The sequence below is a fragment of the Hymenobacter sedentarius genome (genome assembly GCF_001507645.1).
GTDB lineage: Bacteria > Bacteroidota > Bacteroidia > Cytophagales > Hymenobacteraceae > Hymenobacter > Hymenobacter sedentarius.
This window is the reverse complement of sequence record NZ_CP013909.1, coordinates 2,565,475-2,589,959: the sequence shown is the minus strand read 5'-3', so window position 1 is coordinate 2,589,959 and position 24,485 is coordinate 2,565,475. Positions and strand designations below refer to the sequence as shown.

Genomic DNA, 24,485 nt, shown 5'->3' with positions numbered 1-24,485 from the left:
ATGCAAGCAAAGCTTACTTACACCCGCGAAGCCGATTTTCGGCGGGAGCGTGATTTTGGAGCCAAAGTCGGGGCCACGTTCGAGTTTGTGATGGCCCAATTTAGGCCACTGTTTAAGTGCCTGCTGTATTTCGTGCTGCCGGGCGCGCTACTGGCAGGCATCGGCATGGGGCTGTTTTTGAGCAACATGCTAAGCATGATACCGATTACCGGGCGCTCGGGGCATGGAGGGCGCATTAGCATGCTCGGCAACTCGTCTTTCCTGGGCATGGGAATGGCTACAGTGGGTTTTCTGGCTGCATTTCTCTTGCTTTCGAGCACGGTATATGCCTTTGTGCGGGTGCGCATTAGCACACCGCCGCAGGAAGTGGTGCAGCCCGCTCAGGTGTGGGCGTTTGTGTGGAAGCGGCTGGGGCGTGTGGTAGCCGCTTGGCTGGTGCTGAGCCTGCTGATGCTGGCGGGCATGGGCGTGCTCATGGGCGGCTTGGCCTTGATAGGACCGGGCTTTATGTTCCTCATTGTGTTTCCTGCCTTCTGGGTGGTGGTGTGTCTCACACTGTATTCCCCCATTATCTGGCTGGAAGACGAGGGTATACTGGCGTCGCTGCGCCGCTCGTTTTACCTGATAAAGGGCAAATGGTGGTCCTCGCTGGGCCTGTACATGATAATGTCTTTTATTACTGGCATCGTGAACTACCTGTTCATGATACCTTTCTACGGCCTGATGGTGGCCCGCACGATGCTCAAGCTGCCCGGCTTCGACTCCGGAATTCTGAGTGTAGCCGCTACGAGCATCTACGCCTTGGGCTGGATTTTCACGGCCGTGCTGCCCTTGGTGGCCATGCTGTTTCAGTACTTCAACCTTGTGGAGCGCAAAGACGGCATCGGCCTGCGCCAGCTCGTGGATTCATTGGGCCAAACGCCGGCGCCCCACGTGAGCAACAGCACCTACCGGCCCGATGATGAAGGCGAGTACTAACGCTTGATACAATAAACCAAACGTCTGTCATCCTGAGCGGAGCGAAGGGCCTTCTCACGGCTGCAGCAATCGTTCGAACGTGAGAAGATACTTCGCTCCGCTCAGAATGACAGACGACTGAGTAGTTGAGCCAGAAAGGCGCAAGCTGCCAAGCACTAGCTCCAAAATCCAACCAGATTTTCAGATACTCTCACAGCGTGCGCAGATTCGGGGCTATTCTAAATAACTTAAGCAAACGGGACCATCTGGTCCGGCGGTCGGTGTTGGCGCTTTGCCTGGCTGCGGCCTTGCCCGCTACGGCCAGCCCTCAGCCAGCAGTTCCTTCTGCCACCAGTCACCGCCAGCCCCTACCCCCAGACCGCAGTACAGCCCTGCCCGTGCGGCAACTCAATACGACTCGCCTGCGCGAGCTAAGAGCCCAACGCGAGTTTCGCTACGTGGAGCCCGACGCCAGCACCGATGCCTGGGACGCCTTCTGGGCGCGGGTGTGGCGCTGGTTGAGCCGGCTGCTGGGCAAGCCGTCGTCCTCCGGCACCTGGAGTAGCTGGAGCCAAGCCTGGAAGTACGGCTTTTATGCGGCGCTGCTCGCGGTGCTCGCCTACGCGGTGCTTAAGCTGCTGCAAGTAGACATTACGGCGGCCTTTGGCCGCTCGGCTCGGCGCGGGCTGCTGGCCTACGATACCGCCACCGAAAACATTCACGAAGTAGACTTCACCACTCGCATTGCCGAAGCCGAGGAAGCCGGCAACTTCCGCCTGGCCACGCGCCTGGGCTACCTGGAAGTATTGAAGCACCTCACCGACCGGGGCCTCATCCAGTGGCAAGCCGACAAAACCAACCACGCCTACCTGGCGGAGCTGGCCGCAGGCCCCCTGCGTGAGGCTTTTCGTGGCGCTACCCGGCAGTTTGAGTACGTGTGGTACGGCGAGCTGCGCCTGAATGCCGCCCTCTACCAGCAGGCCCGGGCAGGCCAGCGGGCCGTAACGGCGTTGCTGGGCACCCGGGCGGCCACCGCTCCCCCAGCCGTTGTTTCTCCTAATATCTTGCCTGCCTGATGCGCCAGCTCACCACCTTTCGGCTGTATCTGTTGGGCATTGTGCTGCTGTTTGTGGGCTATGTGGTGCTGGAATACAACCGGCCCAAGCCCCTGAACTGGACGCCGACCTACACCAACAAGGACAAGATTCCTTACGGCGCCTTCGTGCTCTACGACCAGCTCCCCCGCTTGCTCGGCACCGACTCCATCGAGGCCGTGCGCCTGCCTGTGTACAATCAGCTCACCGGAACCGACGAGCCCGGTCCAATAGACGCTTCTGCAGATTCAGCGACGGTGACTCAAGGTGAGCACAACGCATCTTCATCCACTGAATCGGTTGCAGCCCAACCTATACCAAAAGACGATACTAGTGCCCTTCATTCTAATAGCAAATGGGTAGCCTTGGCACCTGTCAAGAAGGCAAAGGCCAATTACCTTTTTATAAGCCAGGAGTTTAGAATCGACAGGGCGGATACGCGGGCCTTGCTGGCTTTTGCCTCCCTGGGCAACGACGTGTTTATTGCCGCCGAAGACTTTAGCGAACAGGCCCCCTTTCTTCGCGATACGCTGGGCTTTTCTGCCGTCGAAACCCTGCTGCCTACCCGTAAGGGCTCGGCCGGCTTGCCCGTGGCCGATTCCATCGACCTGCGCTTCACCAACCCGGCCTTGCGGCACGCCCAAATTCGCCTGCCCGGCGCCTGGGCGCAGCACTTTGTGGTTGATTCGGGCCGAGTGGGGCGCACCCTGGCCACGGATGCGCAAGGCCGGGCAGTATTTATTCGGCTCAATTACGGCCGCGGCCATTTTTACCTCTGCAGCGCGCCCCTGGCTTTTACCAACTACTACCTGCTGCGGCCGCGCTCGGCGGCTTTTGCGGCAGCGGCGCTGGCGTACCTGCCGGCCCGCCGCACCTGGTGGGATGAGTATCAGAAGCAAGGGCCCGCCAGCGAGCAGTCGCTGCTGCGTGTGGTGTTTGCCCACGATGCTCTGCGCCAGGCTTATTACCTCACGCTTGTGGGCGCCTTGCTCTTTGTGCTGGTGGCAGCCCGGCGCCGCCAGCGCATCATCCCGACGCTGAAGCCGCTGCCCAATACCACATTGCTCTTCACGCGCACCGTGGCCGGCCTCTACCGCCAGGGCAGCAGCCATGCCCTCATTGCCGAGAAAAAAGTTGGGCTGTTTCTGGACTACCTGCGCACTCGCTTCCAGGAAACCAGCCCCGATTTTGGCGACCCCGACTTCCGCGAGCGGCTAAGCCAGAAGGCTGGAGTGCCCCGCCCCCGGGTAGACGAGTTGCTTAGACTCGTCAATTTTGCCCGCACCGCGCCCCGCATGACCGACCACCAACTACTGGTATTGAGCAAAGCATTAAGTGATTTTCGCCGCGAAGCCAACCGTTAGCTCAATATTGCACTGAACGTAGAATGACCCTTTTTAGCAAATTGTATTATTCCAGTAAAGCCACCTGAAGCCTACTCCAGGCCAATTTTTAAGCTTCTTTCACCTTTCCGATTTGCTTTTTTCCTTTCCCCACTGCCTTCCGTCGCATGCTCACCGTTGAAAAGCTGATGGTCCTGATAAACTGCAACTGGGACGATGACCTTTTCGCACGAGCCGCCTCAGCCCGCGAGAAAGCGCTGCTAGCCGACCTCAACTGGGGCAAATATGTGTCGTTGCTGCAGGACTTGGTGCTCGTCTCCAGAAATTTAGTCTCGAAAGAATACGCTCAAAAAATTCATCAGCTGCTTCTTGCCGCCTGCGCCGACGAGGAAACCGCCCAGACGTTTATTGGCTACGCCAGCACTTTATAGCTCCATGGAAAACGAAACCCCGGACTTCTCCCCCACTCCAGTCATCGACGCGCTAGAAACACCCGCCGCCCCCGAAGCGACCTTCGCACCGCGCACCGACTTTGCCCGCCTCACGGCCCAAACCGACGCTATTCGGCAGGAAATCGGCAAAATCATCGTGGGCCAAACCGAACTCCTGGAGCTGCTGCTCACCGCCGTGCTGGCCGATGGCCACGTGCTGCTGGAAGGCGTGCCCGGCGTAGCCAAGACCCTCATGGCGAAGCTGCTGGCTCGCACGCTGGAAGTACCGTTCAGCCGCATCCAGTTCACACCCGATTTGATGCCCTCGGACGTGCTGGGCACCTCGGTTTACCGGCAGAACAAGTCCGACTTTGAGTTTCGGCCCGGCCCCATTTTCGCCAGCGTGGTGCTGATTGACGAAATCAACCGCGCGCCCGCCAAAACGCAATCGGCCCTGTTTGAGGTGATGGAGGAGCGCACCGTGACCCAGGACGGCACCTCCTACCCCATGGCCGAGCCCTTCCTGGTGCTGGCCACCCAAAACCCCGTGGAGCAGGAAGGCACCTATCGCCTGCCCGAAGCCCAGCTCGACCGCTTTCTGTTTAAGCTGCACGTGGGCTACCCCACCCTAGCCGAGGAAGTGCAGATTCTCAGCGGCCACCACGCCGGCCTGGGCAGCACCAATCTGGAAGCCGTGCAGCCCATCCTTTCAGCCGCAGACTTGCACGCCCTGCGCCAGCAGATACGGCAGCAGCGCGTCGAGCCCAACATTCTGGAGTATATCGCCAAGCTGGTGGGCCAAACGCGCGCCCACAAATCGCTGTACCTGGGTGCGTCGCCCCGTGCCTCACTGGCCTTGCTCAACGGCGCCAAAGCCCTGGCCGCCCTGCGCGGCCGCGACTTTGTGACGCCCGAAGACGTGCAGTTTCTAGCACCTAGCGTGCTGCGCCACCGCATCATGCTAACCCCCGAACGCGAGATGGAAGGCAGCACGCCCGATGACGTGGTGAAGCAGATTATGCAGCAAATCGAGGTACCCCGCTAGCGCGCAAATTGTAGCCAAGTTTGAAATAAAGTCTCGCCAAGTCGATGGTCGATGTTGGTAGGCCTTTTAGACTTCGCGAGACTTCCCTTTTAAACTTCGCGAAACGTCGCGCGACATGTCCGTATTCCTGACCAAGAGGTTTTTCATTCTAATCGCGGGCCTGGTGGTGGGCTTAGTGGTGGCGTTTTTTCTGCCCTGGCTGCTGGGGCCCATGCGCATTGCCCTGGGCCTGCTGGTGCTGCTGACGCTGCTCGATGTGCTGCTACTCTACGCGCCGGGCCGCAACAAGACCGCGCCGGTGTTTGCCCGCCGCGTGATGGGCGACAAGCTAGCCAACGGTTCCGAAAACGACATTCAGATTTACCTCGAAAACCACTACCGGTTTCCCATTTCCACCGAAACCATCGATGAGATTCCGCATCAGTTTCAGCGGCGCGATGTGCTGTTTCAGGCGCGTATAGGCGCCGGCGAAACCCAGATAATCAACTACCAATTGCGGCCCACTAAGCGGGGCGAATACCACTTCGGGGCGGTGAATATCTACGCGGCCTCGCCGCTGGGGCTGGTGCGGCGACGGTTTCGCTACGACCAGGGCCGGAAAGTGCCGGTGTACCCGTCATTTCTGCAAATGCGGCAATACGAGCTGCTCGCCATCCACAACCGCCTCACCGAGGTGGGTGTGAAGCGCATCCGGCGCGTGGGGCACAGCCTGGAATTTGAGCAGGTGCGGCCCTACGTGCCCGGCGACGACCCGCGCAGCATCAACTGGAAGGCCACGGCCCGACGGGCCGGCACCGGCGCCACCGACGAGCTGGTGGTGAACCACTTCCAGGACGAGCGCGCCCAGCAAGTGTACTGCCTCATCGACAAAGGCCGCGTGATGCGCATGCCCTTCGACGGCCTGAGCCTGCTCGACTACGCCATCAACGCCACGCTGGTGGTTAGCAACATTGCCTTGCTCAAGCACGACAAGGCTGGCCTGCTCACCTTCTCCAACCAGCCCGGGGCCACCCTGGCGGCCGACCGCCGCCCTGGCCACCTGCTCAAGCTGCTCGAAATCCTGTACCGACAAAAAACCAAGTACCTCGAAACCGACTTCGAGCTGCTCTACGCCACGGTGCGGGCCCGCATCAAGCAGCGGAGCTTACTGATTTTGTTCACCAACTTTGAGACACTGCACGGCATGCAGCGGCAGCTGCCCTACCTGCGCCGCCTGGCCAAAAACCACCTGCTGCTGGTAATCTTTTTTGAAAACACCGAGCTGCGGGCCTACCTCGACGCCCCAGCCGACACCACCGAAGACGTATACAACCAGACCATTGCCGAAAAATTTGCCCAGGAAAAGCGGCAGATTGTGCTGGAGCTGCAGCGCTACGGTATTCATTCGCTATTGACTGCGCCCCAGGATTTAACCGTAAACACCATCAACAAATACCTGGAATTCAAAGCCCGGGGATTGATATGAGGAGACTGACACTGGCGTACGCCGGTTTTTTAGGACTGCTGCTGAGCATCTTGAGCTACAATCCAGCTCAAGCGCAGGCGCCGCACCACCTGATGCCCGCGCCCGCCGAAATGCACTGGGGCAAGGGCCGCCTGAACCTGAAAACACCCCTTAAGTTGCAGCTCAGCCCCACGGCCGACCCAGCCGTGGCCGCCGCCGCCCGCCGCCTGCTCACCCGCCTGCAGGGCCCCGCCCAGCCGGCCACCGGGCCGGTGCTGCAGATACGCTACGGCCGCACCGGCCTGCCCGAGAAGTTTGACGAGGAGCGCTACAGCCTGCGCGTGACGCCCGTGGGCGTGAGCATCGACGCGCCCACCAGCTTGGGCGTGCTGCGGGCCCTGGCCACGCTGGAGCAGCTGCCCGTTACCGAAAAGCGGCAGCGCTACCTGCCCGAGGTCGACATTCAGGACCAGCCGCGGTTTGCCTGGCGCGGCCTGCTCATGGATGCGGCGCGGCACTTCCTGCCGGTGCCCGTGATTAAGCGCAACATCGACGGCATGGCGGCCGTGAAGCTCAACGTGCTGCACTGGCACTTAACTGATGACCAGGGCTTCCGGGTGGAGAGCAAGGTGCTGCCGCGCCTGCACCAAGTGGGCGGCGCCGACGGCTACTACACGCAAGAAGAGGTGAAAGACGTGCTGGCCTACGCCGCCGCCCGGGGCATTCGGGTGCTGCCCGAGTTCGACGTGCCCAGCCACGCCACCAGCTGGATTGCATCTTACCCGCGGCTGGCCTCCAACGACTCCACTTACGGCGTGTACCGCAGCTTCCGCACGTCCAACATTGCCATCGACCCCACCCGGGAAACCACTTATACGCTGCTCGATTCGCTGTTTACGGAGATGACGGCGCTGTTTCCGGACCCGTATTTCCACGTGGGCGGCGACGAGAACGACGGGCGGTACTGGCGGCGCAGCCCGCGCATCTCAGCGTTTATGCGCGAGCACGGCATGGTGAAAGCCGACGGCAAAACCGTGGACAAGCACCAGCTCCAAACCTACTTCAACCGCCGCGTGCTGGCCATGCTCCAGAAACACGGCAAAATCATGGTGGGCTGGGATGAAATCCTGGGTCCCGACCTGCCCAAGGAAATTGTAATCCAGAGCTGGCGCGGGAAAAAGTGGCTCGAAGATGCCGTGAAGCAAGGCCACCCCGCGCTGCTCTCGGAAGGCTACTACCTCGACCTCAACTACAGCGCCGCCTCGCACTACCTCCCCGACCCGCTGCCGGCCAACAGCACCCTCACGCCGGCGCAACAGAAGCTGGTGCTGGGGGGCGAAGCAGCCATGTGGGACGAATTCGCCGATTCGGTGATTGTGGATTCGCGCATTTGGCCGCGCGCCGCGGCCGTGGCCGAGCGGCTGTGGTCGCCCCAGGCCGCCACCCAGGACGTGGCCGACATGTACCGTCGGCTCAACCTGGTATCGCTGGAGCTCGATGCCCTGGGCCTGCGCCACCGCCGCGCCCCCGAACAGCTGCTCCTCCGCATGGCGGGCTATTCCAACGTGGGCCCGCTGCGCACGCTGGCCGAGGTGCTGGAACCGGTAAAGGAATACAAGCGCCATTTTCAGGGCATGATTTACACGCCCCAAACGCCCCTAAACCGCCTGGTAGACGCTGCTCCGGCCGAATCGGAAGTGGCACGGCGCTTTGGCGTGCTGGTAGATAGCATGCTGATGCGCAACGCGGCCCCACCCCGGCCCTCAGTTTCGGTACGACAGCTGGCGGCGCTGCGGGCCCAGCTGCTGCTTTGGCAAACCAACGACACCCGCCTGCAAATGATGCTGGTGCTCAACCCGGCGCTGCGCGAATACGGCCCGCTGTCGACGCGGCTCGCAGCCGTCGCCAAACTACTGCTCGAGCGGCTCACCCAGCTGCAAGCCGGCCAGGCGCCCTCGGCAGCGTGGCTGGCCACCGCCCGCACCACGCTTGATGCCGCCCAGGCGCCCGCAGGCCAGGCCGAGCTGGCCATTGTGAAAGCGGCGCGCCGGCTGGCCGGCGTCTGAGTTTCGGCCCGATGTATCAAGCTCCTGCTTTGACTAAAATTCCGCCCTTGCGCCTGCTCTTGCTGCGGCTGAGCTTGCTGCTGGCGCTGGCGCCGTTTCTGCTGCTCACGGCGTTTACCCAGCCTTTCTTTGATGATTTCCGCAATGCCTACTGGGCCCGGGCTCACGGCATGTGGGGCGTGCAAAGCTGGCTGTTCCAGACCTGGACTGGCCGCTTCACTTCCACGATTTTCATGACCGTGCTCAACCCTGTGAGCTACGGCTGGCTGGGGGGCGTAAAACTGGTGGCGGCTGTGCTGTTTGTGGCGCAGTGGGCCAGCATCGCGCATTTCCTGCGCGCCCTGCTGCTTACTGCGCTACGGGTTTCGTTCTCCTGGAGCTCAGCTTTTTGGGCAGCGGGGCTGCTGCTGGCTTTGTTTTGCAACGCAGCGCCCGCGCCTTTCTCTTTTCTGTACTGGTTCTGCGGGGCCGTGGCTTACCAGATTCCGCTTATTGGCTTGCTCAATTTTACCGCTCTGGCCTTGCGAGTGGGCTGGGGACCTGCTTCCGGCCAATGGCGCACGGCCCTGCTGGCTTGCGTGCCGCTGGTTCTGGCCCTAGTGGGCAACGAGCTAACGCTGGTGCAAGCCGTGCCGGTGCTGGTCCTGCTGGCCTACGCGCTGCCCGCGGCCAGCCGCCCCAAACTGTGGCTGTGGCTGGCAGTAGGTGGCCTGTCGGCGGCCGTGGCCGTGGTAGCGCCCGGCAACTGGGTGCGCGCCGTCGCGATGGCCCCGGCCGACCCGCTGCATGCCTACCGCTGGCTGGTGCTGGGCCCCCGCACCTTGTATTCGACTGGGCTTTTCATCGTGAGCCCCATGATAGGCCCCAGCCTGGTGGCCGCCGCGCTGGCGGGCCTGTGGCTGGGCTACCGGCACCGGGCGTCGGGGGCCGTTTCCTGGCGGCTGTCGCGCCAGCAGTGGTGGGCTGCGCTGTTGGCCTTTGCGGTTTTGAATGGCATGGGCTTCCTGCTCTTTCGCTACCTCATTGTGGGCGCGCCGCTGATGCGGGCACAAAATGAAATCTTGCTGGTGATGCTGATTTCGGTGGCCGCCCTGGCCTGGGCCGTGGCTCAGCAGCTGCCCGATGCTACTGTGCGGCTGCCGCGGGTTTTTCGGCACGGCGGCTTGCTCGTGCTGCTGCTGGCGGGCTTGTTTGGCTTGGGGCACGTGCCCGAGGCCTGGCGGGAGTTGCTCACCAGCGCCGCCTCGTTTGATGCCCAAATGCAGGCCCGGTTTGGCATGCTGCGGGCTGCTCAGCGGGCCCGGCAGCCGGCCGTGGCACTGCCGCCGCTGCGCCTGCCCTACGGGCACGTGCTCATTCCGCTGCGGCAGTTCAGCACTTTTATTGAGTTTGATATTGACCTGACGCAAGGCTGCGAAGGCAACATTAACGGCGTGATGGAGCGCTATTTCGAGGTGCCGGATGTGTGCTGCAGCCCCACGGCGCCGGCAGTTTTAGCCAAGGAATAAACGCCGGCGGCCCCAGCCGAAAGCTGCCCGGGTGATTAACTTGCGGCAATATGCAAGCAGAAATTACCCACGCCCTGGCGGGCCTCAACTTTACGGCCATCGACTTTGAAACCGCCAACGAGCGCCGCGCCAGCGCCTGCGCTGTGGGCGTGGTGCGGGTGCGCAACGGCCAGATTGTGGAGACCTACCAAACGCTGCTGCGACCCCGCGAGTTGCGCGTCGACTGGCGCAACTACCAGGTGCACGGCATTGCCGAAACCGATTTACACGACGCCCCCACCCTGGCCGACGTGTGGCACGAGCTGCTGCCCTACTTGCACCGCCAGCCCGTAGTGGCCCACAATTCGGCCTTCGACGTGAGCGTGCTCGAGCATACCCTGCGCGACTACGACCTGCCCATCCCCGCCTTCCACTGCCTGTGCTCGGTGAAGCTGAGCAAAGTGGTGTGGCCGCAGCTCGAGCGCCACAAGCTCGACCACGTGGCGGCGCATTTTGGCATTCCGCTCAACCACCACGATGCTCTTTCCGACGCCCGCGCCTGCGCCGAAATCACGGTGCATGCCTTCCGCTCGGGAGCTTACCTGCCGCTGTGCTTCAAGCAGCGGGAACTGACGGCCGGCTTGGCCAAACGGGCGGCCAAACCGGCTTTCTCCACGGCTCGGTAGCAGCTCCGGCGCGCGGCGCCAGCCCCCGGCCCAGCAGCGCCACCATCGCCGAACCCCGGCAGCTAACGTATACAGCACTGATTTTCCAGGCCTTAATTGAGCCAGAAATGACGGCTGTATTTCTGTGGCGAGCGCACCGCCGGCATAAGATTCCGGCCATGAGTTGCGTTGGCTTTCTGACCTTTTAACTTCTATCCCTATGAAGCGCCCGCGCCTTGCCTACTGGGTCAGCCTGCTGCTTGCGCTGCCCCTCTGGAATGCCTGCCAGTCCTCTAAAACCGACGAGCAGTCTACCAGCGGCACTGCCAAAAAGCCTTTGCAGGAGGCCGGCCTCACGCCCACCGCCACCCAGGCCGATATTTTAGCGCAGCGCTTCGGCCCCATCCTGAAGGGCGCCTGGGTTTCGACGGCCTACCTGGCCGCGGTGCAGAAGACCAAGTCGCCGCTCAAGGCGGCCGATGCGGCGGGCGAGGTTTCCGAAATCCATATCAACCCGGCCATGCGAAACGCCGATAGCCTCGTGGCCGACGTGGGCCTGGGCAACCACGAAGGCGGCAACCTGACGATTTACTTTCGGCCCGGCCAGCAAGCCAGTGCCCTGCCCACCAACTTCCGCGACTACGATGCCCCGGGCAGCTTTGCCGAGCTCAGCTACCGCGTCGCGACCCGCGACACCACCCTGGAGCTCACCACCTACAGCAACAGCCGGAAGGTCTTGGCCCGCACTGCTTTTCGGCGCGTGGCGGGGGCCCGGCTCGGCACGCTGGGCGCGGCCAATCTGGCCGTCAACCAGCTGCTGCTGGCCGGCAACTACACCGGCGTAGATTCCCTGGGGCGGCCGGTGAGCATGCAGTTTGAAGCCAACGGGCGCGTAAAAGGCCTCAAAGGGTTCCGGAGCTACACCGTCAATACAGACTTCAGCGGCGGGCCCGGCACCGAGATTGACCACCTTGTGCTCGACCCGCAAACCACGCACCGCCGGCTCCTGGGCTATAGCCGCCGGGCCAACACGCTGCTGCTGTACGCCGCCTTCATGGTGGAGCCGCGGCTCGTGGCCGGCACCGAAGACGACTACACCCTGCCCGAATTGGTGCGGGGCCGGCTGCTGTTCACGCTGGAGCGGCGCTAGGGCTGCGCCGCGCGGCCGGGCCTAGAACAGCACGGCTACCTGCATGCGGCCGGTATGCACAGTTCGCAGGCCGTTGGCTTTGCGGCCATCGTAGGCCACGGTGATATTCAGGCCGTTGCTTAGGCGCTGCTCCACGTTCAGGTTCCACGTGAAGTTGCTGCCGGGCCGCAGGGCGTTGAGGATTTCGACGGCTACCACCGAATTGGGATTGGTGCCGTCGAACTGCACGCGGGTGTAGCGGGTGGCGGCCGTGATGGTGCGCTTGTTTACCTGGCTCAGGCGGGTTTCCAGGCCCAGCTCGTCGAAGATGCCGGGGTGCAGCTCCGCGTCTTTGCCGGCCAGGGTGTTCTGCTTTTGGGTGTGCAGGTAGGTGCCGGTGAGGCGCAGCGCGGGCGTGGGCTGGTAGCTGATTTCGGGCTGAACAGTGAAAATCAGCAGGCGGTAGTTGCGGCTGAGCAGGTAGTCGCTGGTGGCTTCGCGAATGTCGCGGGTGCCGGTGAGGCGGCCCGTGAACGAGGTGGCCAGCGTGCGGCGCACCAGCAGGCTCTGGGTGCTCAGGTTGCGGCGGTCGAAGCCCTGGGCGAGCAGCGTTTTTTGCTGGGTTTGCTGCACGGTGAGCTCGGCCCCAAAAATGGGATTGGACCGGTTGAAGTAGAGCGTGTTGCGCATCAGTTGGTTGAAGGCCAGCAGTTGGGCATCCTCCTTGTCGTAGCTGAAGGGGCTGAGGCGCGAGAGCAGCGAGGGGTCGGTGGTGCGGCGGTCGACGGTGACGCTGCTGAGCGTGGCAAAGCGCGCCAGCATGCCGCGCCAGCCGCCGGCTTCGCGCCAGCCGCGCGGCGCCGCCGTGGTGAGTCGGTAGCTGAGCCGGTTGGTGAAGGCGGTGATGTAGTCCGAAGTGGGCAAATACACCTTGATGTAGGTGCGGTACTGCGCATCCGGCGTTTGGGCTTCAAAAAACTCATCCTTTTCCTGCTGGCCGTTGCCATTGGCATCGCCGCCGTAGTAGTGCGTGCCCTGGCCGGCGGGCACGGCCAGATAGGAGAAGTCGCGCTTGAGCTCCCGGCCGGTGGCCACGCTGTAGCTCAACTCCGAGCGAATCTGGTTTTGCAGCAGGCTGGCGTTGTAAAACACCTGCCCCAGCACCGTGCGGTTGCGGGCCAGGCCCAGCGAATCCAAGTCGCGGTAGGTGGCCAGCACGCGCAGGTCCTGCGTTTTGCCCAGGCGCGAGGCCAGCGTGCCCTGCCAGGTTTGGGCAGTGCCGCGCTGCTGCAGGGCCGTTTGCTCGCGGTTGGGGGTTTGGTCGCGGCGGTAGCTGTAGTCGAGGCGAAACTGAGTGCGGGCCGAGTCGCGGCTCTGGATAAACACGTTGTGCTCGTCGAAGTAGTTGGCCGAGCGAATGGTATCGGTGAAGGCGGAGCTGACGCGGTTTTTATCGAAGCGGTAGGCGTAGCCGGGCACTATTTTGCTGCCCACGAAGCGGCCCGTGGCCTCGCCCCGCGCCCAGTCGGAATGGAAGCGGCCGGCATCCGAGTTGAGCACAAACAGGGTGCCGCGCAGCTCCAAGTTGCCCACTTTCTGGGCCGCGTCCAGCCAGTGCTGCAGCCCGCTCACCTCGCCCGGCCGGAAGCGCCGACTGAGCCGGTAATTCACGTTGTTGTTCACGTCCTTGGCCACGCCCACGCTGAAGTTGAAGATATTGTCTTCGCGGGCGGTTCGGCCGTTGGCGGTGCTTTGCAGGGTATTGGTGGCGCTCCAGTTGCGGTCAAACTCGATGTCGCGGTAGCGGTCTATCGGCGAGAAATGCTTGCCGGTGTACTCGTAGTCGAGGGTAGAGCGCAGCCGGTAATTGCGGAGCAGGCCCCCGGCCAGGGCAGCGGGCAGCTGACGGTCTTGCACCACGTAGCCCATGCGCATGGCCCCGTCCTGGTCGCTTTCGGAAGAGAAGCGGTTGCGGTCGAGGCGCGAGTGGGCGGCGTCGAAAAACACCGTCGTGCTGCTGTCGACCCGGTAGCTGATGCCGCCGGACACCATCTGCTTGAGCAGCGGCGTGGGAATGCGGCGCACCGGCTGGTAGCGGCCCTGGCCCGCCCCCGCGAATTCGTACACGCGGCCGTTGGCGCTCACGTCGGTGGTGGTGAGGCGGTAGTCGCCGTTGCCTTGCCCCACGTCGGTGAAGCGCACCGAATACACCGTGCCCAGCGTATCGGCCCCCACGGCGCGCCGGTACCGGCCAGTGGCCGTGTCGCGGCGGTAGAGCACCTGCGTGCGGGTGTAGGCCACCGGCTCGCCCCCCGGCGTCACGGCGAAGGCCACGTTGCCGGCCCGCTGCAGTTGGGCCCGGGAAGAGTCGGTCAGGCTGAGGTTGGGCGCGTTGTTGGGGTTGTCGGCTTCCTGGTAGAAATTGCCGCGCATGCTCAGGCGGCCCACTTGCTGGTAGTGGCTGGCGGCCAGCAGGGAGCGGGAATAGTTGAGGTCCGAATACTCGAAATCAATCTTAATCCGCGAGTTGCGGGTGATGAGGTGGCGCGGCGTAAACGTGACTTCAGCCAGGTTGTAATCGATGGTATAGTCGGCGTCGAAGCCCCGGGTTTGCAGGCGGCCGTCGAGGTACACCCGCTCCGAGTTGGCCAGCACGATGATGAACTGCTCGCCGTTGGGCCCGTTGAGCCGGTACGGGCCCTGCACGTTTTCGATGGGCGGCACGTCGGTGCTCGCGAATTTGCCCTTGGCTACGCCGCCCGCCGCCGAAGTGGACGACTGCCACACCAGCCCCTTGCGCACCCCCGAGCTGCTAACCGTAGCGCCCGTGGCAGGCGCCCGGTCGCCGAGTGGCAGCGGCGCGCCGGCCCCACTCGGCTCCTGGCGGTTGGGGTCAGTGAGCTGGGGCTGGCTGATGGCCGGCGGGTTGAGCGTCTCCGGCGAGGGGCCGTTGAGCTGGCCACTGGGCACCTGCCCGGCCTGTCCGTTCAGGTACACCGCATTGGCTACGCCCGGCGCGGCGCCCAGCCCGGCTAGCCCCACAATGGGCGGCCCGAAATTGGCCTCGGCCGCCGCGCCCTGAATGTTTTTGTAGTAGCGCAGGAAGTAGTCGGGCTTGTTGCGCAGCACCACGTCGCCGGCCGTCAGGTTCCAGTTGGGGTTGGTGAGGGCGATGTAGATTTTGTCGAACTGCTGCAGCTGCTGGGTGTTGCCCTCGGGCTGGAACGGCACGTTCTGGTCGCTGATTGCGGCCGTGAGGTTGATGTTTTCGGCCAGCTTGCCTTCCAGCTGCAGGTTGAGGGCCGAATTGACGAAGACGTTTTGGGTGTTGCCAAAGCTGATGCCGCGGGCCAGGTTGCCGGTTTTGTTGATGCCCGGCGTGCTCAGAATCTGCTCTTTCACCGAGAAATCTTCAAACCGCATGGCCTCCCGCCGAAAGCTCAGCGTGTCCATCATGCTGAGGGGCCGGCGGAAGCGGGCCGCCGAGAGGCGCAGCGGCAGCACCCGGTAGCAAACCAGCAGCGAGTCGGACAGCGGCGCGCCGCTGCTGTCGCGGGGCGCCGGTCGAATCCAGCGGTACTGGTCGCTGCGGGCGTCGTACGCCACTGCCCGGCCGCCTGCCACCACCGAAGACGGCACCACCGTGAGCGTATCCGGAAGGGAAAAGCTGGTGGTGTCGCGGCCCGGCGCGAGCGCCACGTAGCGGCAGCGGCGGGTGCTGGGCGGTGGGGCCTCGCCGGACGTAACAGGCCGCACCTGCGCCTCGGCCCCGTTGCTCAACAATAACAGCACCGCCACGAGCAGGCCCGCAAAGGGGAAGCACAAGCGTAAACGGCGGGTCATGCAGTAAAGGTCGGGGTTGGCAGGTAACGACGGGGGCGGGCGGTTTCGTGCCGTTGCGCGGGCCGCCCCGCCCGCGGCCTTACCCAGCCAGCGGCAATTCAATATAAAACACGGTGCCCTCCCCCACTTTCGTTTCAAACCAAACGCGCCCCCCGGCACTCTCAATCCCGCGCTTGGCCACCGCCAGCCCAATGCCCGACCCGGTTTCCTTGGTCGTGAAGTTCGGCACGAACACCTTTTCGCGCACGTCCTCGGGAATGCCCGCGCCGTTATCACAAATGGCCACGCGCACCGTGCCCGCCTCGGCCGCCGTGAGCGACACCCCAATGTGGGGCTCGCGGCCCTCGGGCACCGCCTGGCGGGCGTTTATCAGCAGGTTGTTGAAGGTGCGCACTAGCAGGTTTTCATCGGCAAACACCACGTAGTGGCCGCTTTCGGCGTCCGGTGGCAGGTGCAGGTCCAGGGCACCGTCGTTGGTGTCGGGCTGGTGCAGGGCGGCGCAGCGGCGCAGCACGGCGGCCACGTCGAGCCGCTCGGGGCGCATGGCGGGCAGATTGGTGAAGGTGCTGAAGGACGTGGCAATGTCGGTGAGCACGTCAATCTGCGTGATTAGTGTTTGCGATATCCGGCCGATGAGCTCCTCGGCATTGGGCCGGCGCTCGGCAATGGCTTTCTGCAAGTACTGCAGGCTCAGCTTCATGGGCGTGAGCGGGTTCTTGATTTCGTGGGCTACCTGCCGGGCCATTTCGCGCCAGGCGGCTTCTTTTTCCTGGGCGGCCAGCTCGCGCTTGCTGGCTTCCAGCTTGGTGAGCATGGTGTTGTACTCGCGCACCAACAGCCCAATTTCATCGTCGGAACTGCGGTAGTCCAAAAACTCGTTTTGGCCGGTGAGGGTGGTTTGGGTCAGCTTTTCGGTGATGAGCTTGAGGGGCGCCGTGAGGTGGCGCGCGGCCACAAACGCTAGCCCCAGAAACAGCAGAAACATCAGTGTGAAGATGTTGAGAATGGTCGTGAACAGCTCCGTGAGCTTGGTATTCAGCTCTTTCTCCGAATCGAAGAAGGGAATGCCGATGTAGCCCAGAATGGGGCCGGTGGGCAGGGCTGTATCGTCGGCCGCAGCTCCATCCAAATCGGTCTGCAGCGGCGAAACCGCCCTAGCAGGCGCCGCAGGCTTGGGAGCCCGGCTTTGGCGCTGGGGGCCGATGACGTGGCCGCCCAAATCGGCTACCACTTCCTCGCCCACCCCGGCCCGCACTGGCAAGTATAAGGCGTTGAACGACAGTGAGCCTGCCTTCTCGGTGAGCAAGGCCCGTGGGTGGTTCTGTTCGCGCAAGGACACCACAGCCTGCGGGTTGAGTAAGGGTCCTAGCAGGCCGGCCTCAAAAATCAAGGGCTGGCTACTGGCCAGCAGCTCGCCGTGCACATCGTAGAGGTTGAGGTCGGTTTCGGTGAGCGCGGCCACGTTTTTGGCCAGGGCGGCCAGCGTGGGGCGGGCCGTGCTGTCCGAGAGCAGGTGGCGCTGGCGGCGCAGGCTTTCCAGGGCCAGCTGCCCGCGCCGCTCGTAGGTGCGGGCCAGGTCGCGCTGGTAAGAAGCAATGAGCTGGCTGGCCGTGGCAATGCTCACCACTAGCAGCGGCACCACAATGCCCACGTTCAGCAGCAGCTGGATGCGGGCACTGAAATTGAGCCGGAGCCGCATGGCGGCGCGCCCCCGCAGCAGCAAAACCAAGCCGCCCACCAGCAGCCAGAAAAACGTGGAGAGCAGAAACTGGAAGGAGAAATTGGCCAGCCAGTCGCCCGGCGAATACGTGGCCGAGGTCACCACCACCGTGCGGTCCATGGAGCCGTGCACGGCATAGTGGTGGAAGCCGTGGCGGGTCACGCCCCCTTGGTAGAGGCGCGGTTCGGCCAGCAAGCCCACGGGCAAGTGGTTGGCGTAATCGAAGTCGCCTTCGCTGTACACCAGCCGCCCCCTGGTGTAACCCGCGTAGCTCAGGTCGGTGGCCAGGCTGGGCTGAAAGAACTTTTGGTCCACCAGCAGCTCGGGCAGTACGCTGTAGGAAGTGAGCTTTTTAAGGGTGAGCTCCACGCGCACCGCGCCCAGGGCCGGGCCAAACCCGCTAACCCGTGTGCCGGGCACCATGATTTGGGCCACGTAGCGCCGTGTGCTGAAGGGGTTGCCCGAGTGCACGAGGTACACACCGCGCTGGTCGGTGGGCGTGGCAACGCGCTCCAGAGCCGCGCGCGCCTCCACAAAGCTGGGCGTACCCGGGGGCATGCCCAGCGGCTGTCCTGCTTCGTCGTAGAGAATGATGTTACTCTCGTATTTGTCGAAATAGTCGCTTAGGTACTGGCGCGCAATGCGCTGGCGCACGGTTTCCGGCCTCCCGAACGCCGCCGTCAACGACCGCCGAACAAACGGGTCGCGGGCAATTTCCCGCATCCGCTCGCCCAGCAGGTATTCGCCCTGCAAATCATTGTCAATAAGCAGGTTGTTGGCAAGGCGCTGCTTGTCTACCAATAGCTGGCTCTCGAAGTGTGAGTACAGTGCCAGCGCACCGGTAGCCGAGGCCAGCGCCAGGAGCAGTACAATCAGCACCGAGGCTTGGTAGCTGCCGGTGGTGGGCTTGGCGCGCATCCCCGCCGCGCGTACCAAGCACGCAAACAGGAGCAACACCCCCACCAGCAATACCCACGGCAGCCCAAAAACCAGCCCCACGCCCAGCACTGGCACGGCCGCCAGGCCCGGACCCAGTAGCAGCACCCGCCGGGGCACGTGCTGCAACAGCGCTCCCGCCAATTGCGTCAGCCCAAAAAAGCCCACCAGCCACGCCGCGGTATGCAGCGTGACCGACAGGGCCAGCACCACCCAAAAGCCCGATATCTGGAGGTTACGGGTCACGTCCAGGCTAAGCTGAGGGCTGCCAAACGCCGTGGTGTAATATTCGAACAGCAGCACCAGCCACAAGCCGAATCCTGCGCTTAGAAGAACTGCCGCTAATGCCTGCCCCTCAAGCGCACGCGGAGCGCGCACCCGCTCCAGCACCCGCTGGCTACGCCACAGCACCATGCCCCCAGCCGCCACCAGCAGGACCAGCAGCGCATCCAGCAGCAAGTCGCCCAACGATGGCGCCCACCACGACGCCGCGTACACCCGCGGGTCAAACAAGGGCAATTCAATAAATGAATACGGCAGGCCCAGATTCAGCAACACAAAACGCAACACCGCGAGCGGCAGCACCACCGCCGCAACGGCAGCTCCCCGCTGCCCGGCCCGCCACAAGCGCAGCGCCAGCAGCAGCCACCCCGCGGCGTACAGCAAGCTGCCCAGGCCCAGCAACGCCAGCGGCACGTACTGCCCCGTGAGCGGATTGGGCTGCAGCCGCTTTATGGAAAAGACATAGTGGCCGTCGGCCGCCCGAAACTGGGCGCCGTTGCTGGCGGTGCTGTCGGCGACTACCTGTAGGTCCAGCCCCCGGAACAGCGCTTGCTCCCCCCCCTCCCGCAGGTAGCGGTTACTGATGCCGTAGTGCCGCTCCAGCGGCAGATACGTAAGTATCAGGAAACGGCCCGCAAGGCGCGGCAGCAGTAGGAAATGCCCCACCGGCGTCTCGATTAGCCGTTCGACCAGGCTGCTGACTTCAGCTTCGGGCCGCAGGGTAGCGTCGGACCAGTAGCGCAGCTCGCCGTTTTCCAGCACGCAGGTGGGGTAGGTGGTTTGCGCCAGCAGCTTTTGGAAGCTGTAGTTGCCGCGTGGCAGCTCGGCCGCCACCGAATCGGTCTCGCGGCGGGCCGTGAACTCGGCCTGGAGCACCACCTGCTGCAGGCGCGCGATGTCGGTGCGCTGCACCACTCCCGGCGCCAGCGCATAGCGGCTGGCCAGGTAGCCTCCCACAAAACACAGCGCCGCCGCAAGCAACAACAGCCAGGGCAAACGCCGCCACTCAGGAAGTTGAACCACAGATTTGCGAGGGTTGTGAGAAGAATGCAGAAAAAATCCAGCCCAACCAATGTCCAGGGGGCATAGGCCCCGGAAAGGCACCAAATTAAAACCGAAGAAACGGCGGATTATTTCGCTTGCCCAATAATTGAACGAGCGAAGCACTCCCTCCGCCTTAGCACGCCCTACAAAATCCAAGCCCAACAAAAAATGCCACCCCGGGGCGGCATCATTTTCTTGGTCCAAGCCGTTGCCTGGTGCGTTACGCTTTAGAATAACGAGGTTCAAAAATTGGTCCCGCCAAAAGCATAGAGCATAACCGCCCGGGCGTAGCGAAACATCAACGGCGTAAACGCCAGCACGGCAGCAGCCACGGCCACCACATACACCCACACGTCGGGGTCGTGGCCCAAAAAGTACAGCAGCACGCCCACAATGGCTACGATAAAAGTTGAAAAGCCGTAGCTGATGTACATGGCTCCCCAATAAAATCCCACCTCCGGCTCAAATGCCTGCCCGCAAACAGGGCACGCATCCGGCATTTCATCGAACTTGCTAAGGTTCAACGCCGAATGCGTAAACAACTTGCCTTGATGACAGCGCGGGCACCGCAATGCCAGCAACGCCAGCAGTGAGGATGCAGGCGTGGCCACTTACTTCTTGGCCGCTTTGGGGTGCGTGCGCCGGTACCAGAAATAGCCCACCGCGCCCATCAGGATGTAGGGTACCGTCATCATGTACACAATTCCTTTGTTGAGGCCCGACACATCGTAGTCGTCACGCTCTTGCCGCGCCGATTCTACCTGCGACTTACACATCACGCACTGCGCCCCAGCCGTCAGGGGAGCCAGGCTCAATAAAACGCCCAGCAACAGAGCGAAGGTTGAAGCAAAAAAGGTCTTTTTCATAAATAAGTGAACACCAGGATTGAGGCAAAGTTTCCAATAAGTAATGGGCGTTGCCGCTACGAAATAAGCTTAGGTATAATACGGCGAAATCATGAAATAAACGATAACGCCCGTCACGGAAACATACAGCCAGATGGGGAAGGTCCAGCGCGCAATGGCCTTGTGCTTGGTGTATTGCCCGGTAAGGGCAAAATACAGCGTAAACAACACCAAGGCCACCGTCACCACCGCTAGGCTGATATGGGTCAGCAGTAGGAAAAAGTAAGCGTAGCGCACGGCGCCTACGCCGCCAAAGTGGGTGCTGGCCACTTGCGAGTGGTAGGCCACGTACGAAAGCAGAAACAAGCCTCCCAAGGCGAAGGCGGTGCCCATCATGGCGCGGTGGCGCAGTACCTGCTTTTGGCGAATGAAATAATAGCCTGCCAGCAAGCAAATAGCCGTCAGCGAGTTCAGGACCGCATTTACCGCGGGCAGAAACTTCACCTCTGCCCCGGGTATGCGGAACAAGTCAGGAAACGAAAACAGCACCGCCACCAAAAGCGGTACCACTACTCCCAGCGTACCGAGGATGATTTTGTAGCGCGTGTAGTCGCCGGGAGCCAGCACTGGCGGGTGCAATTGGTTAGTGGGGGTGTTCATAATCGTAAAGCTGCACGGTAACTTCCGTCAGTAATCGGTCTATTTCGCGGCCGTCGGTGCCATCATAGATACCGCGCACCCGGCGCTGATTGTCAATCAATAACAGCCGACCCGCGGGGATGTTGGCCGCGTACACAGCCCCGGGCATGCGCTTGGGGTCAGCCGTGAGCCGAAACTCTCGCAGTGTGAGGCGCTTGAGTGTGTCGGGCGAGCCGGCGAGAAAAAACCACTTGCCGGCAATAGTGCCGTATTGCTCCGCCAGCTTCGAGAGACGGGCGGTATTGGTTGCATCGCGGTTCAACACGAATGTTACCAACTTCACGCGCGGCTCGTGCCGGAACTTCTCCTGCACGCGCAGCAGCTGGCGGGCCACTTGGGCACTGGCTGCGTTGTCCGCAAAGAACTGGGCGATGTAAAGTCCTTTGCCCAGTTCCTGGCTGCTTACCACCCGGCCCGAAGAGGCCACCAGTTGAAACGGCTCAATTTGGTGGAAAACAGTATCGCGCTGCCACTTACCGCCAACCTGCGTGGAATCCACGCGGTCAGGCAAGTAAGTAGGCAGCGCGTAACGGTTGGTGCCGAAGCGAAAAAGGAACAGAAAAGCCAGTACAGGCAACAACAGCAGCAGCCCCAGCAACAGCGTTTGGCGGGGCCGCATGCGCTATTTGAACATGTTTTGCAGGACTTCGCCGATGAACGAGCCTTCCGTAATCAGGGCTACCAGCAGCCAAATCAGCAAAGCCACCGGTACGAGAATGGTCCAAATCAGGCCTTTCGTCTCGTGCTTCAAGTGCATAAATTCTCCAACGATGAAGAAAGCCTTGAAGATGGTGAGGATAATGAAAATGCTGTTGCGCAGCGTGCTCGGGTGCATCAGGAACACAAACACGAACTCAACGGCCGTGATGCCAACCAGAATGCCAAAAACTCGCCAAATCCAAGCGGTATTCGGCTTGGCAATTTCCCCGGTGTGGGTTTCTTCAGTAGTTGCGTGAGCAGCCATAATCTGTGAAAAATGAAAGAGTGAATGAGTGAGATTGCAGAGAACAGGGCCCGAGGATATTGCTATTCACTCCGCGGCCCGTTCGCCCATTCACTTTTTAAACGAGGTAGAAGAACGTAAACACAAACACCCACACCAGGTCTACAAAGTGCCAGTACAAGCCGATTTTCTCAATCATCTCGTAGTGGCCGCGCTTGTGGAAGGTGCCGTTGGTAGTGGCGATAAAGCACCAAATCAGCAGGCAGACGCCTGAAAAAACGTGGGTGCCGTGGAAACCGGTGATGAAGAAAAACAGGTCGGCAAAAAGCACTGGACCGTACTGGTTTACAGATAGGTTAGCGCCGTGAAAAACCGTACCATCGGCCATGCGCGTGCCGGCCTCGGTGCCGTGAATGAAGTGGCTCCACTCCCACGCCTGGCTGAGCAGGAAAGTGCTGCCAAAAAGGATGGTCCACAGCAACCACTTCTGCACATCATTCTTATCCATGCGGTGGCCGGCCTCTACGGCCAGTACCATCGTCACCGAGCTCAGAATCAGAATCATTGTCATCAGGGCCACAAAGCCCAGGGGCACGTTGGCATGGCCCATGCCAGGGAAGGCATTGAACACGTGGTCCGGAATGGGCCACCAGCGCGAATTGAAGACAAAGTCCTTGGCCTCGCCGGTAAATACCTCGTGCTTATGGCGAATCATGCCATAGGTAGTGAGGAAAGCAGCAAAGGTGAATGCGTCAGAAAGCAGGAAGAACCACATCATCAGCTTGCCGTAGCTCGCCTTGAAAGGTTCGTTGCCGCCGTCCCAGTTGCCGGTGCGTGGGGCGTCTTGGGTAGCGGAAGCAGCGGGCGGCTGCAAAGTGGTCGGTTGGGCCATAGCGGACAGCGTAACGTCAGTTTTAGTGGTTCAAAAGTAAGAACAAATACAGGTACAGCCAAAGCCCGCCCAGGAAGTGCCAGTATAAGGTAGCATTGCCAATGGAGAGCATCGCACGCGAATGCACCTGATAATTAAGGACCCGCTTCAGCACGACGGCCAGAAAAATAAGGCCCGTAACCAAGTGAAAAGCGTGGACGCCCATCAAAACGTATACGAAAGAACCCGAAGGATTGGCATCGGCACCGCCAAAGTAAGTGTTGCCGGCCACCAAATCGCCGAAGCTGATGTACTGGCCGATTAAGAAGGCCAGCCCCAACGCCAGGGTAATGCCCAGGCCGGTTTTCACCCGGCTAATTTCATTTTTCCGGGCCGAAAAGTAGGCCCACTGCATGCTGGCGCTGCTCAAGGCAATAATAATGGAGTTAAATAGTAGTGAGGCTGGCAGGTCAAACTCGCGCCAGTTGCCCTCGTCGCGCCGCACAATGTAGCCGCTGGTAAAGGCCGCAAACATCATGACAATGCTAAAAATGAGCAGTACGAGTAGCACGCGCTTGGGGTGCCAACCAAGCCCAACTTCTTTTTCTGATAAAGTGTCCGATGGATTCATAATGAGAGAAACGCCCGCTCGCGCCGACGCAGATTATTGATAAAACCGGGTAATTGCTCACCGCAGCGAGCCCTCATTTACAACAACGAACAGCTATATTTTGTCCAGCACCAGCGCAATTTGCACGATGGGCAAATACAAAAAAGAGGCAAACATGATGCGCAGCGCTGCCTTGCGCGACTGTGTGCGCATGAGTTGCACCGTGAGCAGCAAAAACAACACGCCGCACACTACCGCCACCAGCGCAGAAATGCGGCCCGATATGTTGAACTCCAGCGGCAAAAGGCTGAGCGGAATCAGCAGCAGCGTGTAGGTCATTATCTGAAACGCCGTGCGCATGTCGCGGTTGCCCGGCGAAGGCAGCATTTTGAAGCCCGCACGCTTATAGTCCTCATCTGCTACCCAAGCAATGGCCCAAAAATGGGGAAACTGCCACATAAACTGTATGCCGAAGAGCACCCACGCCTCTACCCCGATGTACCCCGTCGCGGCCACCCACCCAATCAAAGGCGGCAAGCCTCCAGGAATTGCCCCCACCGCCACACAAATGGGCGAAATCGTTTTGAGCGGCGTATAAATGAAGCCGTAGAGAATGAGCGACAGCAGCGAAAGGGCTGCCGTGAGCGGATTGAAGCAATAGGCAAGCAAGCCCAGCCCCGCCACGCCCAGCCCCACGCAGAACGTCCAGGCCTCGGCTGAGGAAAGGATGCCCAGCGGTAGCGGCCGCTTGGCGGTGCGCGTCATCAGCTTGTCGAGCTCCCGCTCGTGGATTTGGTTGATAATGTTGGCGGAACCTGTTACGAGCAGCCCCCCCAGCATCACGAGCAAGGCCCTGCTCCAACTGAACTCATGCGCCCCCAGCATATACCCAATGGCGCTGGAAAACGCGACCGTGAGCGAAAGCCGGAACTTGAGCAGCTGAAAATAGGCGCGGGCCTTAGTCATTAATACGGGTGATAATTTCGTCGTTTGGGGCCTAAGCAATCCAGCCTTGCCCAAACGGGGCCGCA

At 61.8% G+C, this 24,485-nt stretch carries 20 protein-coding genes; 10 read left to right on the top strand and 10 right to left on the bottom strand.

The window, feature by feature from the left end:
- The 10 genes from AUC43_RS10635 to AUC43_RS10590 all read left to right on the top strand — a co-directional run bounded on the left by AUC43_RS10635 (position 1) and on the right by AUC43_RS10590 (position 11,682).
- On the top strand, positions 1–978 hold the full coding sequence (locus AUC43_RS10635; RefSeq protein WP_068192922.1) for a hypothetical protein: 978 nt from the start codon (positions 1–3) through the stop codon (positions 976–978).
- Positions 979–1,355: 377 nt separating this feature from the next.
- Positions 1,356–2,033, top strand: coding sequence for a DUF4129 domain-containing protein (locus AUC43_RS10630; RefSeq protein ID WP_157781034.1), 678 nt, complete (start codon positions 1,356–1,358; stop codon positions 2,031–2,033).
- A complete protein-coding gene (locus AUC43_RS10625) occupies positions 2,033–3,415 on the top strand; it encodes a DUF4350 domain-containing protein (RefSeq protein WP_068192916.1) in 1,383 nt (460 codons plus the stop codon). The genes AUC43_RS10630 and AUC43_RS10625 overlap by 1 nt, the downstream gene beginning before the upstream one ends.
- Before the next feature lie 146 nt (positions 3,416–3,561).
- On the top strand, positions 3,562–3,825 hold the full coding sequence (locus tag AUC43_RS10620) for a hypothetical protein (protein WP_068192913.1): 264 nt from the start codon (positions 3,562–3,564) through the stop codon (positions 3,823–3,825).
- A gap of 4 nt (positions 3,826–3,829) precedes the next feature.
- Complete coding sequence (locus AUC43_RS10615; RefSeq protein WP_082685036.1) at positions 3,830–4,870, top strand: AAA family ATPase; 1,041 nt, start codon at positions 3,830–3,832, stop codon at positions 4,868–4,870.
- A 115-nt stretch (positions 4,871–4,985) separates the two neighbouring features.
- Positions 4,986–6,335 (top strand): DUF58 domain-containing protein, encoded by a 1,350-nt coding sequence (locus tag AUC43_RS10610; protein WP_068192910.1) that lies wholly within the window; start codon positions 4,986–4,988, stop codon positions 6,333–6,335.
- Entirely contained in the window at positions 6,332–8,380 is a 2,049-nt protein-coding gene (locus AUC43_RS10605) for a beta-N-acetylhexosaminidase (RefSeq protein WP_071885876.1), read from the top strand. The genes AUC43_RS10610 and AUC43_RS10605 overlap by 4 nt, the downstream gene beginning before the upstream one ends.
- Positions 8,381–8,427: 47 nt before the next feature.
- Positions 8,428–9,888, top strand: coding sequence for a hypothetical protein (locus AUC43_RS10600; protein WP_068192902.1), 1,461 nt, complete (start codon positions 8,428–8,430; stop codon positions 9,886–9,888).
- A 50-nt stretch (positions 9,889–9,938) separates the two neighbouring features.
- Positions 9,939–10,553 carry a 3'-5' exonuclease gene (locus AUC43_RS10595; protein ID WP_068192900.1) on the top strand — a complete coding sequence of 205 codons (615 nt, stop codon included), beginning with the start codon at positions 9,939–9,941 and terminating at the stop codon, positions 10,551–10,553.
- A 199-nt stretch (positions 10,554–10,752) separates the two neighbouring features.
- Positions 10,753–11,682: a hypothetical protein gene (locus AUC43_RS10590; protein ID WP_068192897.1), complete on the top strand. Its 930-nt coding sequence runs from the start codon at positions 10,753–10,755 to the stop codon at positions 11,680–11,682.
- 21 nt (positions 11,683–11,703) lie between these two features.
- Here AUC43_RS10590 and AUC43_RS10585 read toward each other — a convergent pair whose 3' ends face one another.
- From AUC43_RS10585 to cyoE, 10 genes are all read right to left on the bottom strand, one after another.
- A complete protein-coding gene (locus AUC43_RS10585; RefSeq protein WP_157781033.1) occupies positions 11,704–15,504 on the bottom strand; it encodes a hypothetical protein in 3,801 nt (1,266 codons plus the stop codon).
- A 79-nt stretch (positions 15,505–15,583) separates the two neighbouring features.
- Complete coding sequence (locus tag AUC43_RS10580; protein WP_233253983.1) at positions 15,584–19,465, bottom strand: ATP-binding protein; 3,882 nt, start codon at positions 19,463–19,465, stop codon at positions 15,584–15,586.
- Between the two features lie 263 nt (positions 19,466–19,728).
- Entirely contained in the window at positions 19,729–19,986 is a 258-nt protein-coding gene (locus tag AUC43_RS10575) for a DUF983 domain-containing protein (RefSeq protein ID WP_068198497.1), read from the bottom strand.
- A 111-nt stretch (positions 19,987–20,097) separates the two neighbouring features.
- Positions 20,098–20,352: a hypothetical protein gene (locus AUC43_RS10570; RefSeq protein WP_068192889.1), complete on the bottom strand. Its 255-nt coding sequence runs from the start codon at positions 20,350–20,352 to the stop codon at positions 20,098–20,100.
- Positions 20,353–20,421: 69 nt separating this feature from the next.
- Entirely contained in the window at positions 20,422–20,991 is a 570-nt protein-coding gene (locus AUC43_RS10565) for a DUF420 domain-containing protein (protein WP_082685035.1), read from the bottom strand.
- A complete protein-coding gene (locus AUC43_RS10560) occupies positions 20,975–21,649 on the bottom strand; it encodes a thioredoxin domain-containing protein (protein ID WP_068192884.1) in 675 nt (224 codons plus the stop codon). Before AUC43_RS10560 ends, AUC43_RS10565 begins: the two co-directional genes overlap by 17 nt.
- A 3-nt stretch (positions 21,650–21,652) precedes the next feature.
- Complete coding sequence (locus tag AUC43_RS10555) at positions 21,653–21,994, bottom strand: cytochrome C oxidase subunit IV family protein (RefSeq protein WP_068192881.1); 342 nt, start codon at positions 21,992–21,994, stop codon at positions 21,653–21,655.
- 97 nt (positions 21,995–22,091) lie between these two features.
- Entirely contained in the window at positions 22,092–22,865 is a 774-nt protein-coding gene (locus tag AUC43_RS10550; protein WP_068192879.1) for a cytochrome c oxidase subunit 3, read from the bottom strand.
- Between the two features lie 22 nt (positions 22,866–22,887).
- The gene (locus tag AUC43_RS10545; RefSeq protein WP_068192876.1) at positions 22,888–23,475 is read right to left on the bottom strand and encodes a cytochrome c oxidase subunit 3; all 588 of its coding nucleotides are present in this window, start codon (positions 23,473–23,475) and stop codon (positions 22,888–22,890) included.
- A 93-nt stretch (positions 23,476–23,568) separates the two neighbouring features.
- Positions 23,569–24,420: a heme o synthase gene (gene cyoE, locus AUC43_RS10540; protein WP_068192873.1), complete on the bottom strand. Its 852-nt coding sequence runs from the start codon at positions 24,418–24,420 to the stop codon at positions 23,569–23,571.
- Positions 24,421–24,485 lie beyond the last annotated feature (65 nt).

Coding starts and splice junctions, on each gene's coding strand:
- AUC43_RS10545 (WP_068192876.1), bottom strand. CDS start 23,475: ATGAATCCATCGGACACTTTATCAGAAAAAGAAGTTGGGCTTGGTTGG.
- AUC43_RS10575 (WP_068198497.1), bottom strand. CDS start 19,986: ATGCCGGATGCGTGCCCTGTTTGCGGGCAGGCATTTGAGCCGGAGGTG.
- AUC43_RS10555 (WP_068192881.1), bottom strand. CDS start 21,994: ATGGCTGCTCACGCAACTACTGAAGAAACCCACACCGGGGAAATTGCC.
- cyoE (WP_068192873.1), bottom strand. CDS start 24,420: ATGACTAAGGCCCGCGCCTATTTTCAGCTGCTCAAGTTCCGGCTTTCG.
- AUC43_RS10595 (WP_068192900.1), top strand. CDS start 9,939: ATGCAAGCAGAAATTACCCACGCCCTGGCGGGCCTCAACTTTACGGCC.
- AUC43_RS10625 (WP_068192916.1), top strand. CDS start 2,033: ATGCGCCAGCTCACCACCTTTCGGCTGTATCTGTTGGGCATTGTGCTG.
- AUC43_RS10615 (WP_082685036.1), top strand. CDS start 3,830: ATGGAAAACGAAACCCCGGACTTCTCCCCCACTCCAGTCATCGACGCG.
- AUC43_RS10635 (WP_068192922.1), top strand. CDS start 1: ATGCAAGCAAAGCTTACTTACACCCGCGAAGCCGATTTTCGGCGGGAG.
- AUC43_RS10570 (WP_068192889.1), bottom strand. CDS start 20,352: ATGAAAAAGACCTTTTTTGCTTCAACCTTCGCTCTGTTGCTGGGCGTT.
- AUC43_RS10560 (WP_068192884.1), bottom strand. CDS start 21,649: ATGCGGCCCCGCCAAACGCTGTTGCTGGGGCTGCTGCTGTTGTTGCCT.
- AUC43_RS10605 (WP_071885876.1), top strand. CDS start 6,332: ATGAGGAGACTGACACTGGCGTACGCCGGTTTTTTAGGACTGCTGCTG.
- AUC43_RS10620 (WP_068192913.1), top strand. CDS start 3,562: ATGCTCACCGTTGAAAAGCTGATGGTCCTGATAAACTGCAACTGGGAC.
- AUC43_RS10565 (WP_082685035.1), bottom strand. CDS start 20,991: ATGAACACCCCCACTAACCAATTGCACCCGCCAGTGCTGGCTCCCGGC.
- AUC43_RS10590 (WP_068192897.1), top strand. CDS start 10,753: ATGAAGCGCCCGCGCCTTGCCTACTGGGTCAGCCTGCTGCTTGCGCTG.
- AUC43_RS10585 (WP_157781033.1), bottom strand. CDS start 15,504: ATGACCCGCCGTTTACGCTTGTGCTTCCCCTTTGCGGGCCTGCTCGTG.
- AUC43_RS10550 (WP_068192879.1), bottom strand. CDS start 22,865: ATGGCCCAACCGACCACTTTGCAGCCGCCCGCTGCTTCCGCTACCCAA.
- AUC43_RS10610 (WP_068192910.1), top strand. CDS start 4,986: ATGTCCGTATTCCTGACCAAGAGGTTTTTCATTCTAATCGCGGGCCTG.